We start from the raw sequence: 15,669 nt of genomic DNA, 5'->3' as shown, positions 1-15,669 counted from the left end.
TTGTCAAATTTACTCTGCTCAAACGGTCAATCGATTTTAGATTTTAGATTTTAGATTTTAGATTTTAGAATTGAAGCATTGACTTGCGCGAGATAAATACGTTCGGCAAGTTTCATCGGATACAGGTTTTTTATTTCTGGGTCCTCAGTCTGCTTTCGGAATGAATCCGGGGACTTGTATTCTGGATGCTTGATTGTCAGTTAGTATTGTTAATCGATGGTCAAAATAGATAGAACTGAAGGAAATTTCAGATTCCGAAGCAACACTTACTTCCCTCAGCGCCTCGGTAGCGAATTATAGTTAAGATTTGCACCGGCCGGTTTTTTTGAAGCACCGCAAATTCCTACCCGATCGCCGGAAAAAATAAATCTTTCAGCACTTGCGTATTTTCACGAGATGTGGTGAAGCTCCACGAAAGTCAAGCGATTGCTTGGAATCTGAGATGATTTAGTTGTCAATATGGCGATCGAGCATTAAAGTAAATCGTTGCACAAATCCTGTATTTGTGATTTTGTTTACCTAACTGCTGAGGTGACGAAAGCCCCAGCTTGCATTTGTCAGCAGTAGCTCATTCCTGTCAAGGCCTGCTTTCCCACACATCCCAAAAGATAGCTCTTGAGCGATAATGAAGAATAACATAGGATTTACGAAAAGAAACCCGATTTACACGAAAAAATCTTGGGTTTGTCAACGACTAGCAACGAAGAAACCCGGTTTCTAGCCCGCCGCGCGTAAGTCCTGTAACATTGACCAAGCACACCTAATTTGAGAGAACCCAACTATGATGGCAATTCCCGGCGTTGCAGTTCTCGCTCTCATTTATGAAAGCAGCACTTCCCTGGTTTACCGCGGCCACAACGAGCAGAACAACCAACCTGTTATTATCAAACTTATCAAAGAAGACTATCCGACTCCCGAAGAACTGAATAGATACAAGCGCGAATATGAGATCACTGCCAACTTAAGCCTGTTGGACGGAGTTGTGAAAGTGTATAAGTTGCAACAGGTTAGAAATAGTCTGGCAATGATCTTAGAAGATTTTGGCGGGGAATCTTTAAAAATATTTATGGGTTCCCAAAAATTTACCCTTTTAGGATTTCTGACTACGGCCATCAAAGTTGCTGAAACTTTGGGAGAAATTCACGGAAAAAATGTAATTCATAAAGATATAAATCCCTCTAATATAGTTTTTAATCCTGCTACAGGACAAGTGAAACTCATAGATTTCAGCATCTCAACAGCATCCAACCTGGAAAATATTCCCAATAAAAACCCTAATTTTTTAGAAGGCACTTTAGCCTATATGTCGCCCGAACAAACCGGCAGAATGAACCGGGTAGTCGATTACCGCACCGACTTTTATTCCCTCGGCGTTACCTTCTATGAAATCCTGGCAGGACAACTCCCTTTTCCCACTACAGATCCCATGGAGTTAGTTCACTGTCACATAGCCAAACAGCCAGTACCTCTCGCTGAAATAGCCGCAGAAATTCCTAAAACTGTTTCAGATATTGTGATGAAATTGTTAGCAAAAACCGCTGAGGAGCGCTATCAAAGTGCTTGGGGACTAAAAGCTGATTTGGAATCATGCCTGTTTCAGTGGCAAACATCTGGGTTTGTTTCCGATTTTCCTCTCGGCAGGCAAGATATTTCAGACAAATTTCAAATACCTCAAAAACTTTACGGCAGACAGCGAGAAGTTGAAACTCTTTTAGCGGCCTTTGAACGGGTAGCAGCAACAAATAATCGAGGCTACCGCACCGACGATTCTCAAATTTCTGTCATCAAAAAAGAGAGCAAATCGAAAAAAGAAATTCCCTTGTCTGTTTTGGCGAGAGGACAGCATAAATCCCGGAGCGAGATGATGCTGATTGCCGGTTATTCCGGCATTGGCAAATCTGCAATGGTGAAGATTTTAGACAAACCGATTACCCGCCGACGTGGATATTTTATTTGGGGAAAGTTTGACCAGTACAAGCGGACTATTCCTTACTCTGCCGTTGTCAGCGCTTTTTCGGAGTTGGTGCGACAACTGTTAACTGAAAGCGAAGCTCAATTAGCAGTTTGGCGCGAAAAACTCCGCACTTCTTTCGGGCAAAACGGGCAAATTATTATTGATGTTATTCCCGAAGTTGAACTAATTGTCGGAGCTCAGTCTCCTGTATCTGAATTGGGGCCGACGGAATCTCTGAACCGCTTTAATTTAGTATTTCAAAATTTCATTCGCGTATTTTGCCAGCCAGAACATCCGCTGGTCATTTTTCTCGACGATTTGCAGTGGGCTGATTCGGCTACTCTCAAATTGATCGAATTGATGATGACAGATGAAGCTACGCAATATCTGTTTTTAATTGGTGCTTATCGCGATAATGAAGTTAGTCCTACTCATCCTTTAATGATGACTTTGGAGACGCTGCGAAATCAGGAAGCTATCATTAATCAGATTGCTTTGTCGCCGCTGGGGGTGGAAAACATAACTCATTTGATTGCGGAGACTTTGCACAGCGATCGAGAATCTGTCAAACCCTTAGCTGAATTGGTAATCAGCAAAACCGACGGCAATCCTTTTTTTGTCAATCAATTTCTGCAAACATTGTATCAGGAAAACCTGCTAGTTTTTCACCCGCCACAGTTTGGGAGCAAGGGCGGCTGGCATTGGGATATGACTCAAATTGAGCAGTGCGCTATCACTGACAATGTAGTAGATTTGATGGTACAAAAACTGAGAAAACTGCCAAGTTCAACGCAGCAAGTTTTGCGTTTAGTGGCTTGTTTGGGCAACGAATTTGATTTGAATACTCTTTCTTTAATTCATGAGAAAGAAGCATCGGAAACTTTTTCTCACCTGTTGCCAGCGATTAAGTCTGGACTGATTCTGCCAACTTCGGAATTGGAAAGCAAGTCATTAGATTACGTGCTGTTTCCACTATTAATTCTGAATTATAAATTTTTGCACGATCGCGTACAGCAAGCAGCTTATGCTCTGATCGACGACTCGCAAAAAAAGGCAGTTCACCTGAAAATAGGCAGGCAAATCCTAGAAAACACTCCGGCTGAATATCGCGCTGACAGAATCTTTGAATTAGTCGATCACTTGAATGTAGCTCGATCGCTAATTAAAGACGATCGAGAATTAATTGAGCTGGCAACGCTAAATTTAGACGCCGCCCGCAGAGCCAAAGACGCCACTGCTTATGTTGCTGCCTTGCAGTATTTAACCGCAGGCATGGACGGTTTGAGCGCCGATATTTGGGATGCCCACTACGATTTAGCCTTTGCCTTGCACATGGAGCGAGCAAATGTTGAGTATTTAAACGGTTATTTCGAGAATTCTGAAGAATTTATTAATATAACTCTGGAAAAAGCGCGATCGGCCTTAGAAAAGGTAGAAATTTACAACCTGCTGATCGTGCAGTACACCCTGCGGGCGAAGTACGAAGAAGCCGTTAAAGCCGGAATCCAAGCTTTGGACTTGCTAGGCATTGACTTGCCGCTAGACGGACTACAAAAAGTCATATCCGAAGAATTTGCAGCCGCCACAAATATTTTAGCAGGTAGAGAAATAGCTTCCCTGATTGACGCCCCCGAAATGACTGTACCCGACAAAAAAGTTGCAGTCAAATTAATTACCAACTTGCTGACATCGGCGTACCTCAAAAATCCCGACTTGTGGAAAGTCAGCGTTTTAAAAGGAGTCAATCTTTCTCTACAATACGGTTTAGTACCCGAAGCCTCTCTTTGCTATGCTGGCTACGGTATGTTCTTAAACGCAGTTTCGGGAGATTACAAAGCTGCGTATCAATTCGGCTTGCTCTCGCTAAATCTCAGCGAAAAATCGGGCAATATCGGCTTAAAATGCAGAGCCTGTTCATCCTTGGTCAGTATTTTTTATTACTGGTTCAACCACATCAAAGATTCCCACGCAATCAGCAATGAAGGATATCAAGCAGCTTTAGAATCAGGAGATTTAGAGTATGCGGGTTATATCCTGTCCAACCGCATAGCTAACTCATTTTTTCAAGGTAAAGAAATCTCGCAAATTCTAGCCGACACGAGCAGGTATTTGCAGTTCAGCCAAAAGACCAAAAATCAGCTCGTAACCGATATCTTATTAGGGGTAGAGTTAATCCTGCGTAACTTGAGCAAACTAACTCCTGAAAAGTTTGTATTTGAAAGCGAAGATATCAGCGAAGCTGAATACGTACACAACTGTCAAACTCATCAAAATTTGTACTCGCTCTGCCTTTATCAGATTCGCAAATGCCAGGTAATGTACTGGTACGGCAACTTCAACGAAGCGCTACAACTAGCTTTTGAAGTAGAAAAACAGCTATCTTTTATTACCGGAGCCATACCCGCTACTGAATGGAATTTTTTCTTTTCTCTAACTTTAGCCGCCGTTTTCCCAAATGTTTCAGAAGAGAAGCAAAAGGAATACTTGGAAAAGTTAGAGGAAAACCAAAAACAGATGAAAATTTGGGCAGACAACTGTGCCGAAAATTTTCTGCATAAGTACCTTTTAGTACAAGCAGAAATAGCCAGAATTTCCAAGAAAGATTCAGAAGCTGTAGAACTGTACGATTTCTCTATCAATTTAGCCCAAGACAATGAATTTGTCCAAAATGAAGCGCTAGCTAATGAACTCGCAGCTAAGTTTTGGTTGAGTAAAGGCAAGTATCAATATGCCAAAATTCACTTGCGCGAAGCTCACTCGTGCTACTTGCGCTGGGGTGCAGTTCGCAAAGTAGAAGATTTAGAACAGAAGTATCCGCAGTTGCGGGAAATGACGCCGATCAACGGAAGTTTTAACAACAATCAAACTACCACGACTATTCATACTTCTACGGGCAGCGATGCGAGAGTCCTGGATTTGGCAACGGTAATGAAAGCATCTCTGGCGATTTCTAGCGAAATTGTCCTCGATAAGTTGCTGGCTTCTTTGATGAGAATCTCCTTAGAAAATGCGGGGGCTCAATTAGGTTTTCTAATTTTAGTTAGAGATGGTCAACTGTTGATTTCAGCTAAAGCGTCAGTATTTGCTGAAGATGTAGCTGTGCTGCAATTTACGCCTGTTGCAGACTATCACGATTTACCTGTGACGGTGATTAATTATGTGGAAAGGACTCGCTCGGATTTGGTATTGAGCAATGCGGCGGCTGAGGGACTATTCACAGCCGATCCTTACATCGCTAAACACAAACTGCAATCTATTTTGTGTACTCCCATCATCAATCAAGGGAAATTGATCGGCATTCTTTATTTAGAAAACAATTTGACTGTCGGAGCATTTACTCCCCACAGATTGGAAGTTTTAAGGTTGCTTTCTTCCCAAGTTGCTATTTCTTTGGAAAATGCTCTACTTTACAATTCGGTGGAACAGAAAGTGCAAGAACGGACGCAGGAGTTAAATGAAAAGAACGAGCGTTTAGAACAAACTTTGCGCGAACTTAAACTAACTCAAGCTCAATTAATCCAAACGGAAAAGATGTCTAGTTTGGGGCAAATGGTGGCTGGTGTAGCTCACGAAATTAATAATCCTGTAAGTTTCATCTACGGTAATCTTAATCCGGCTAGCGAATACGTTAAAGACTTGCTAAAATTGATTGAGCTTTACCAGCAGCACTATCCAGAACCTGCTGATGAAATTTTAGAAGAAATAGAAACTATTGAGCTGGAATTTTTGAGCGAGGATTTGCAAAAGCTGCTGGATTCCATGAAAGTAGGAGCGGAAAGAATCCGGGATATTGTGCTAAGCTTGCGGAATTTCTCGCGCCTCGACGAAGCGCAAATGAAGTCGGTAGATATCCATCAAGGCATCGACAGTACGGTGATGTTGCTGCAACCGCGCCTGAGAAAAGAGGGCGGGCGTTTGGGAATTGAGGTGATTAAAAATTACAGCACGCTACCCCTAATTACTTGTTATGCGTCTCAGTTGAATCAGGTATTTATGAATATTTTGACAAATGCGATCGATGCTCTCCTCGTAGCCAGAGATAGCCCGGAAAACTCTCATCAACAGCCTACGATTACAATTTCTACAGAGGTGACAGACAGGAATTCTGCCATAATTAGAATTGCCGACAGCGGGCCGGGGATGAGCACTGAGGTGCTGCACAAGATATTCGATCCATTTTTTACAACTAAGCCCGTGGGTTCGGGAACTGGTTTGGGATTGTCTATTTCTCACTCGATTGTTGTCAGTTCTCACGGTGGAAAATTGACTTGTGTTTCTGCACCAGGAGAGGGGAGCGAGTTTATTATTGAAATTCCGATCGCCCCCAAGCAAGTTTTGTAATCGGCGCTACTATTAACCCACAGCAAGGCTGAAAGAGTAATGATGTTTCAGGGAAAATGGAATCATAAACGTCTCTACCTCTCTTTATTTGCGTAAATCCGCTTGCGCCGTTCGTGATTGTTGACGATTCTGCGAAGCTGAGTGGGCATCGCTGTTGCAGGAATTTATAAAATAAGTTAGGAGCGCGAATTAAATAACTTACAATTTTAATTGTTATTGTGGGATGGGCGTCCCGCCCGTCATGAGTGGACGGGCGGGACGCCCATCCCACTTTCAAGAGTGGAAGTTATTTAATTCTCATTCCTTAGTGAGAAAGTTTCCAACATTCTCGCGCAATTTCCCAATCCTCCTGCGTGTGAATTACCAAAATTCTCACCGCTGAATCCACTGCCGCAATATCTCGATCGATCGATGAATGTTGATTTTTATCCCCATCCAATTTTAACCCGATAAATCCAAAAGCTTCGCAAGCGGCAGCCCGTACAAGAGCAGAATTTTCCCCAACTCCCGCCGTAAAAATTAAAGCATCTAACCCTCCTAAACTCGCCAGCATGGCACCAATTCCGGCACGCAAACGGTGGATGTAAATATCCAAAGCAAGTTGAGCTCTCTGATTACCTTGGGCGATCGCATCTCCAATCTGCCGCAGATCGCTAGACACGCCTGAAATCCCTTTTAAACCGGAATTTCGATTGAGAATACCATCAAGTTTCTCAGCAGTAAAATCGGATTGTTTTAATAGATGAATGAGGATGCCTGGATCGATCGAACCCGATCGACTTCCCATCATCAAACCTTCCAGAGGCGTAAATCCCATCGTCGTGTCAACACTCCAGCCACCGCGAATGGCCGCCAGAGAACATCCGTTGCCCAAATGACAGCTAATCAACCGCAAATCTGCCAAATCTTGACCCAGAATGTCCGCGGCCCGACGCGCGCAATATTGATGGCTAATCCCGTGAAAACCGTAACGGCGAATCCCATTTTCCAGCCATTCGTAGGGGCCGGGATAAACAAAGGCTGCGGGCGACAATTGTGCGTGAAAAGCTGTATCAAATACTGCTACTTGCGGCACTTTTTCGAGGATTTTTTCAATTGCTTCGATACCTTCGAGGTTAACCGGATTGTGGACAGGGGCGAAAACAGATAAACGGGCGATCGCCTGTTTAACATCCGGCGAAATTAACGTACTTTGCTGATAATCTTGTCCGCCATGTACGACGCGGTGGCCGACAATATCAATCTCGTTTAAATCATTAATTGTTTGAGTTTTTCCCTTCCAAAGACTCTCCAGCATTCGAGAAATAGCATCTTGGCGAGACTCGGATGCAAATTCCTCCTCAAGCCTATCGCCTTTTGCTGTTTTGACTTTCAACTCTGCTATACCCTGCTGGTGAGTCCAGTCTATTTGAGCCTCCCAGAGGGGTTCCAAAGGTCGATCGGGGAGGACATCGTTTAACTCGTAAAGACAGCTCTTTTGACTGCTAGAACCCGCATTTAACACCAGTATTTTCATGCTTGATTATGTCCTGTTGATTCGTTCTTTCGATCGCTAGGCGATTGCAATCGCATCTTGTCAAACTTTCATCCGCCTGCACAGACGAAGAAATCTTGATATCCTGGGAAAAATATTAAGAAAAATGTCGAAAAATTAACTCTTAATGCAATGTGTAGCGAACAGTTGCATTTTTTTGATATATCTTCTAGGCAGATTTTCATTGACTAAAGTTTAAGGAGTCGATCGATGTTTACACCAATTTTACTTGCCGTTGCCCCCAGAACCGTAGAGTGGAGCCCTACAATCGGTTTGATTATGATTCTTTGCAATATTTTAGCTATTGCGATCGGCAAATCAACCATCCAAAAGCCTCACACAGGCCCAGCAATGCCCTCATCCAGTATGTTCGGCGGTTTGAGTTTGGGTGCAGTTGTGGGAACTATGGCCTTTGGTCATATTTTGGGAGCAGGTACTATTTTAGGATTGTCTTACATAGGCGCGATTTAGTTTCAGACGCTCCGGGTGCACTTCCGCACCTTACCCGCAATTTCAAGTACCGGGTAAATTGCGGAGGTTTTCATCCATGTACGATCGATCGCCCAAAACCTCCAGCAGCGGGCCGCGAACATCAAACTTGACAATACTGACAGAAGCTGCTAAAGCGGCAATGCGATCGCGATAACGTCCCAAATCAATCCCCAACAGACTGCACAGAATAATTCTAATAGTTGCTTTGTGCGAGACAACCAACACATTTCCATTCTTATATTTTTCCTCAATTTCAGCAATAACTAAGGAAGCTCTACTGGCAATTTGCACCGAAGTCTCGCCGCCGTTTGGTGCATTCCAAGCAGGTTCAGTCAGCCAATTAATATAATCTTCTTCGTATTCTTTTTTGACCTCTTCTACTGTTTTGCCTTCCCACTCACCGTACTTAATTTCCCTCAGTCCGTCGCGAAGCTGCATTTCAATTCCCACAGCATCGCACAAAGGTTTTGCAGTAGCAATTGTGCGTTTCATCGGACTGACATAAACAGCATTCCAAGGCAATTTTGCGTAAGTAGCAGCAAACTGTTCTGCCATTTGAGAACCTACGGGCGTTAATTCTGGATCGATAGCGCCGCAGAAGCCACCTGTTTGGCTGTAAGTCGTTTCACCGTGTCGTACAAAGTAGATTTTTAAGCTCATGAGTTAGTTAATTGTGTGTGAATTTTACTATGTTAGCAAAAGAGTTTAAAAAACTCCTTCAAATCATCGAGAGCAGAATTATCCCAATCCCAAATATCTTTTTTGTGTTTCATAACATAATCAAACCCAGACATAGTGCATTTCCTTCCAGCTTGTTGCTGTTCCTGATTTGAGCAAGTATCATACCTGAGATAGATGCTCACCCAGAATTTGTCAAAATCTTTCTGGTTAATTTGCTGTCCCTGGCTTTCTATGCAAGTTTTCCAGCTATTCAAACAATCAGCATGAGGTGATTCTCTAGCCTTTATTGCCTTTAAAAGCGTTTCCAGTTCGCCTTTACCTCCAACATTTGTAAAATAACAAGCCAATTTTGCCTTTGTTCCATTATCTCCACCAATATCTATAAATTGTTTAGTGCTTGACAAAGTTTCAGATTCAAACACCTGTTGTATACATTTATTTACCCATTGTAACCGTTCAGGCTCTGAATAGTTATCAATATCAATAATAATCCCAATCTTTTCTATATCTCTTTTTTGAAGGTCGGCTTCTAAAGCTTTTAAAGTAGTAATTAGTTTTGTTTCGCTCAAGCCTTCCAAACGTTCATAATCCTCTATATAAATAGGTTTTTCTACCTGGATATCGCAGTTAAGTTTCTCAACCATAGCCTTCATAAAAATTGCATCGTTTTTACTTTCTACTATGACAATATTACTCACCTCTCACTCCTTTTTGATGCTCTAGTGCGTAATTCAAGGTTTCCAAATCGCGCCGGATGCCGATTATTTGAGCGGTTTTCGGTTTCTTGGCTAGTTCAAAATATGCGCTGCTGCATTCCTGATTGGGTTCTAAACCAACATCAGCAAATGCTTGCAGCATCTCTAAACTGTGAGTTGTCGCAAAAATCTGGGTATCCAGTTCCACCGCCAACCTAAACAAAATTCTCCAAAAATTACGCTGGTTTGTATAGTGAATGCCATTCTCTATTTCATCAATTAGCAGTATTTTGTGTTTATTGTTTACTAATTTAAGAATAATATATGCAACTCTATTCATTGCATCTCCAAACAATGATAAAGGCAAACGCTTTTCGCCCTTTCTTCTTAAGTAAAGTGTGGGTTCGCCAATTGAAAAACTTTCTACAGATTCGATCGTAGGGTCAATAATTTGAAAAGCTTTCAAAACTTCGCTATCTTTATCATCCAAGCGCGCGTGATCGAATGACTCTATGAGTTTTCTTCCGGGAATTCTGATAAAAGGAGGAACGATCGGTATTTCGTACACAAGGAAATTTGTATTACTTATTGAGCTTCTATAAGTAACGCTTTCTACTAACTCGTTAATTTTTTTTTCACCTTTTATTGTTTTAATAATTAAATCAGAATCACGTAAATTGATTTCTATTTGAATTTCTACTCGCTCGATATTATCATTGCTATTATCATTCTTTCCCTGAATAACTATTGTTTTATCTTCTTTCTTTAAGGCATAAAATAAGTTATTCCAAGCTCTATCTGGCATAGCATCTAGGGCTGCTGATGACTCTGTTCTCAGCTCTCTTAGCATTACTATACTACTAACATCGGGAGCAAAATTGAGAAAAATTGCTTCTAGCAAGGCTGTCTTGCCAGCATTGTTTTTACCGCCGATTAAATTTACTCTTTCAAATCCAGAAATTTTGATTTGCTCAAAGCACCTAAAATTTTGGATTTCTATTTCTTTAAGCATGACCGCCTCTTTTGAATGTACAAATCCTAAATCACCATTGATTTATGCTACCATTAATTCTATCTTAGTTGTTTTACTTGAGCCGCAACAAGCAACGAACGTCATGCAGAATATAGACCTCTTTGAAGTCATTGAACGCGATCCAACCAAGGTGAGTGGTGCATGGGTATTTCGGGAAACGCGCGTACCTGTTGCCGCCTTTTTCGAGAACCTTAAAGATGGGGCCTCTATTGACCAGTTTCTCGAATGGTTTCCGGGAGTAACTCGCGCCCAAGTTGAGGTATTACTCGATCGCGCGCTAGCCTCGTTAACGCAGATGGCACAAGCATGAAGATATCGATTAACCCGCAAGTCCGCCGGGGGTTGAAAACCCCCGTCTCATAGCGAAAGTCCTCTAAAAGAGGACTGAAACGCCAATTAAATAAACCACTTAATTCCTAATTTCAAATCTCAAATCTCCAATCTCAAATCAATAATTCCCAATCTAACATCTCAAATCTAAAATCGATAGTCGGTTTCAACCGACTTTTGCTATGAGACAGGGGTTTTCAACCCCTGGCGGACTCGCGGACTAACGACAGATTTCTCATAACAACTAAAAAAAGCCCTCAATTTCTGAGGACTTTCTTTTCAGACAGAGATCGCACCTACCCAGGAGCACCCGATCGCACAGTTTGATCTCCTGTCGTTGTCGGATCTTTCGTTTCCTTCGGCGGTTCCGGCGAAACCGGGCCCGCGTGCGGCCACTTCCAGTCGCGGATTTCCGGCATATCATCGCCGTGTTCGTTGATATAGTGCCTGTGTTCGATCAGCTTGTCACGGATAGCTTGTTTGCCGTAAGCTGCAACAGAACTCAGTTTCGGAACGCGATCGAGTACATCTCCAACTAAATGGAATCGATCGAGGTCATTAATCACCACCATATCAAACGGCGTCGTAGTCGTTCCCTCTTCCTTGTAACCCCGAACGTGAATATTCGGGTGATTTGTCCGGCGATAAGTCAAGCGGTGAATCAGCCAAGGATAGCCGTGAAAAGCAAAAATCACCGGCTTATCCTTCGTGAACAAAGTATCAAAATCCTTGTCAGACAAACCGTGGGGATGTTCGCTAGCAGGTTGCAGCGTCATCAAATCCACCACATTCACCACCCGCACTTTTAAATCGGGATAATCTCGGCGGAGAATGTCAACCGCAGCCAAAGTTTCCAGCGTCGGAACATCACCCGCGCAAGCCATCACCACATCTGGTTCGCCACCTTTATCGTTGCTGGCCCACTCCCAAATGCCGATGCCGGCGGTACAGTGTTTAATCGCAGAATCCATATCCAAATACTGCAATGCCGGCTGCTTCCCTGCAATAATCACGTTGACATAGTGGCGACTGCGGAGACAGTGATCCGTTACTGACAGCAAAGTATTCGCATCGGGCGGCAAATAAATCCGCACCACTTCCGCTTTCTTGTTAATTACGTGGTCGATAAAACCCGGATCTTGGTGAGAAAAACCGTTGTGGTCTTGTCGCCAAACGTGAGAAGTTAGTAAGTAATTCAGAGATGCGATCGGTCGGCGCCAAGGAATGTGACGAGTAGTTTTCAACCACTTGGCGTGTTGGTTGAACATCGAATCGATGATGTGAATAAACGCCTCGTAGCAGGAGAAAAATCCGTGGCGTCCCGTCAGCAAATAGCCTTCCAGCCATCCCTGACATAGATGTTCGCTGAGGACTTCCATCACCCGGCCATCGGGGGAGATGTGATCGTCTTCGGGCAAAATTTCCCCCGCCCACACCCGGTTCGTCACTTCAAACACCGGATCGAGGCGATTTGAGGCCGTCTCGTCAGGCCCGACAATACGGAAATTCGCGTTTTCCTGATTCAGTGTCATCACGTCTCGCAGGAAGCGGCCGGAAACGCGGGTTGCTTCTGCCATTACAGTGCCCGGTTTTTGCACGTCAACGGCGTAGTCTTCAAATTTCGGCATTTTCAAGTCTCGCAGCAGCAGGCCGCCGTTAGCGTGGGGATTTGCCCCCATACGCCGAGATCCCTTGGGCGCGAGTTCTGCTAATTCGGGAATTAACTTGCCGTTTTCGTCGAAGAGTTCTTCCGGCTTGTAGCTTTTCATCCAATCTTCCAGGAGTTGGACGTGTCCGGGCTTAGAAGCCATTTCCGAAAGTGGGACTTGGTGCGATCGCCAATAATCCTCAGTTTTCTTACCGTCAACTTCCTTGGGCCCCGTCCAGCCTTTGGGAGTTTTCATCACAATCATCGGCCACTGGGGACGGCCCGAATAGCCCTCTGTCCGGGCTTTTTCCTGAATCGCCTTAATTTCGCCGATCGCGGTATCGAGAGTTGCAGCCATCAACTGGTGCATGGTTTCCGGGTCTGAACCTTCCACCCAATAAGGTTTGTAGCCATAACCGACCATCAAACTTTCCAATTCCTCCTGCGGAATACGGGCCAACAGAGTTGGATTGGCAATTTTGTAGCCATTCAAGTGCAAAATCGGCAACACAGCCCCGTCGCGAACCGGGTTGAGAAACTTGTTAGAATGCCAGCTAGCAGCCAAGGGGCCGCTTTCGGCTTCCCCGTCACCGACAACAGCCGCCACAATCAAATCGGGATTGTCGAAGACGGCACCGTAAGCGTGGACGAGGGCGTAGCCGAGTTCGCCGCCTTCGTGAATCGAACCGGGGGTTTCCGGGGCGACGTGGCTGGGGATACCGCCGGGAAAGGAGAACTGTTTGAATAGCCGTTTAATACCCTCTTCATCTTCGGAAATGTTCGAGTAATATTCGCTGTAAGTGCCTTCGAGATAGGTGTTGGCCACCAAGCCCGGCCCGCCGTGTCCGGGGCCTGCGATGTAGATGGCGTTGATGTCTTGGGCTTTGATGATGCGGTTGAGGTGAACGTAGATGAAGTTTAGCCCTGGAGTAGTGCCCCAATGTCCGAGGAGTCTCGGTTTGACGTGTTCGATTTTGAGGGGTTCTTTGAGTAGGGGGTTGTCGAGGAGATAGATTTGTCCGACGGATAGGTAGTTTGCCGCCCGCCAGTAGGCGTTCATTTTGTGTAGTTCTGAGTCGGAAAGCGGCTTTAATTGCGGGATCTCGGTTGTTCCTAGCATCATCAGCGATTGACTCCTGAGTTGTGGTTGTTTTGTCAAGTGCGATCGTGAAGTGCGATCGATATTAATTGGTTATCTGTGACATTTTGTATTTAAACTCCATGTCTTCCACACCAACTATTGAATTCTAGCTCCTTTATGTCTCCATAAAAGTTTAAATCAATGTTAATTTATGGCTAAACATCGCACAATATCGAGGTAATAAAGATAGAGATTTGCGGGGATCAAGGAATTCAGTAATATAAAATAGGATTTACACAAGAGCTTGCGGAGAGTGTTCACTGGGCACCTGATGCGTATGTGCTGCAGCGGGTGGGAGAAGTTGTGCAAGTCCCCAAAAAGATACTTTTCAAGGTAGAACTCGTAATGATTTATATGTGAATTAAATTTTATTTATGCAGGCGAATTGTCTGCTGACTCCTTTTCAGGTAGAGTTCTGTATGTTTGTCATATCAAAGTTCTCGTTAGTTTAGCTTGTGGACGTACTTAAATCATACTCATCTTGAATATTCTTGATTCTGAAACTAGCATTAAATTTTTTCTTAAACTGACTTTGTAGCTGTTGTATACTTGGTGTTTGTTTTGGCACACGTGTAGACACGACAAAACATAGCTTCTTAATCTTTTGCGGATTTGCCGAAAGTAAATTAATAGTTGATTCTATTTGTTTAACCGCCTGTGCAATATCGCTTCCTTTCAACTCTACATATATTTCTACTGCATCAGAAGGAATGAGTGCATAGTCGCAACGCAAAGTCTCATTGTCACTAATAACGCAGCCATCAACCTTAATTATTAATATTTCGTCTTTATTCGGGTTGAGGAACGTTATTTTACTTTTGTTTTCCTGCAAGACAATCTTGGTGTCGGATCTATGTTCCTCACACTCTGGAATACTTTTCATATAATTCAAACTAAGTTGAGAAGTTGATCGAATTCAATAGCTAGTTCATCAGAAACAGAATCAATTACTCGCGCATCAATCAACCCAGTATCAGGACACACAATACTCTGGCATTTTCCATTGCTCAAAACATAGGCTGAGAGATCGTCAACATCTAATGATTTGTATCTAGATACAATCTTTTCTAGTTGATGTTGTATATCTTCGCTGGATTCTTCATAAAGAAGCCCAGCCTGGAGCAGATTATTAAGTGCTGTCAGGACATAAGGACTATGGGTAGTTATGAAGAATTGAAGTTGCTCTTTGCGAGAATTAAAGACTGTAGCGATCAACTCGACAATATTACGCTGTGCGCTTGGAAATAAATGCGCTTCCGGCTCCTCAATATACACTGTCTGACCCACTGGAGGGGAAGCTATAAAAGGTAGTGCAGCTAGGATAATTGTCAGAGGTAATGTTTCCTGTTGACCGGAAGATGAGTTCGCAATACTAATACGTCTTCCATCTGCCACCTCCAGAAAATCTTTGCCTTTTTCCTGTATATGCTTACCACATAAAGACTGCTCTATTAGCCTGTTTATTTCCTCTAGTATATCTTTTGTATATTTATGTTCCAGGTAAATATTATATTTTATACGCAATTTTTTTATCGTTTCGTATGTTGAGCCAAAGGATCTTAGAAATGGATCTAAGGTATTATTGCTTGAAAGAAAAGAAAAAATATTGCTCTGAAGATTAGCGAAAAATGAGCGACCAGCAGGAATAAAAAGCTGATTGAAGGCGGCCTCTCGACCAATGGATCTGCCTAAACTTTCTACTAAGTGATCTTTTAAAATTTTATGGCCAAACAATGAACTATTAATAATAGACCTCTTGCAAAATAATTTTATGATATAATGAAAAGTTTTGCTGAAAGTTGATTGAATCCCAACTCTTA

At 43.1% G+C, this 15,669-nt stretch carries 10 protein-coding genes; 3 read left to right on the top strand and 7 right to left on the bottom strand.

Annotated elements, in window-relative coordinates; translation table 11 throughout:
• The first annotated feature begins 781 nt into the window (after window positions 1-781).
• Window positions 782-6,295, top strand: a complete 5,514-nt coding sequence (locus QT973_RS23365; protein ID WP_333375193.1) for an AAA family ATPase — start codon at window positions 782-784, stop codon at window positions 6,293-6,295.
• Window positions 6,296-6,599: 304 nt separating this feature from the next.
• Here QT973_RS23365 and QT973_RS23360 read toward each other — a convergent pair whose 3' ends face one another.
• Window positions 6,600-7,811, bottom strand: a complete 1,212-nt coding sequence (locus QT973_RS23360) for an acetate kinase (RefSeq protein WP_333392262.1) — start codon at window positions 7,809-7,811, stop codon at window positions 6,600-6,602.
• A gap of 228 nt (window positions 7,812-8,039) precedes the next feature.
• Between QT973_RS23360 and psaK the strand changes: the two genes are divergently transcribed.
• Window positions 8,040-8,300, top strand: a complete 261-nt coding sequence (gene psaK, locus QT973_RS23355; RefSeq protein ID WP_333056609.1) for a photosystem I reaction center subunit PsaK — start codon at window positions 8,040-8,042, stop codon at window positions 8,298-8,300.
• Window positions 8,301-8,342: 42 nt separating this feature from the next.
• On the opposite strand, the gene QT973_RS23350 is transcribed toward psaK, so the two are convergent.
• From QT973_RS23350 to QT973_RS23340, 3 genes are read right to left on the bottom strand one after another with little or no spacing between them, the layout of a single operon-like run.
• Window positions 8,343-8,981, bottom strand: a complete 639-nt coding sequence (locus QT973_RS23350) for a histidine phosphatase family protein (RefSeq protein WP_333144262.1) — start codon at window positions 8,979-8,981, stop codon at window positions 8,343-8,345.
• 32 nt (window positions 8,982-9,013) lie between these two features.
• Window positions 9,014-9,700, bottom strand: coding sequence for a DUF3226 domain-containing protein (locus tag QT973_RS23345; RefSeq protein ID WP_333056606.1), 687 nt, complete (start codon window positions 9,698-9,700; stop codon window positions 9,014-9,016).
• Window positions 9,693-10,709 carry an AAA family ATPase gene (locus QT973_RS23340; RefSeq protein WP_333211629.1) on the bottom strand — a complete coding sequence of 339 codons (1,017 nt, stop codon included), beginning with the start codon at window positions 10,707-10,709 and terminating at the stop codon, window positions 9,693-9,695. The genes QT973_RS23345 and QT973_RS23340 overlap by 8 nt, the downstream gene beginning before the upstream one ends.
• Before the next feature lie 103 nt (window positions 10,710-10,812).
• Here QT973_RS23340 and QT973_RS23335 point away from each other — a divergent pair, with 103 nt between their 5' ends.
• Window positions 10,813-11,040 carry a DUF433 domain-containing protein gene (locus tag QT973_RS23335; protein ID WP_333056604.1) on the top strand — a complete coding sequence of 76 codons (228 nt, stop codon included), beginning with the start codon at window positions 10,813-10,815 and terminating at the stop codon, window positions 11,038-11,040.
• A 316-nt stretch (window positions 11,041-11,356) separates the two neighbouring features.
• On the opposite strand, the gene QT973_RS23330 is transcribed toward QT973_RS23335, so the two are convergent.
• The 3 genes from QT973_RS23330 to QT973_RS23320 all read right to left on the bottom strand — a co-directional run.
• The gene (locus QT973_RS23330) at window positions 11,357-13,831 is read right to left on the bottom strand and encodes a phosphoketolase family protein (protein WP_333056603.1); all 2,475 of its coding nucleotides are present in this window, start codon (window positions 13,829-13,831) and stop codon (window positions 11,357-11,359) included.
• Window positions 13,832-14,297: 466 nt separating this feature from the next.
• Entirely contained in the window at window positions 14,298-14,732 is a 435-nt protein-coding gene (locus tag QT973_RS23325) for a hypothetical protein (RefSeq protein ID WP_333056601.1), read from the bottom strand.
• A 5-nt stretch (window positions 14,733-14,737) separates the two neighbouring features.
• On the bottom strand, window positions 14,738-15,669 hold a 932-nt coding region (locus QT973_RS23320), incomplete at its 5' end, for an AAA family ATPase (protein WP_333392260.1).

This window comes from Microcoleus sp. Z1_A1 (genome assembly GCF_036700305.1).
Taxonomy (GTDB): Bacteria; Cyanobacteriota; Cyanobacteriia; order Cyanobacteriales; family Microcoleaceae; genus Microcoleus.
The sequence above is the reverse complement of the archived record's forward strand: the minus strand, read 5'-3'. Positions and strand labels throughout refer to the sequence as shown.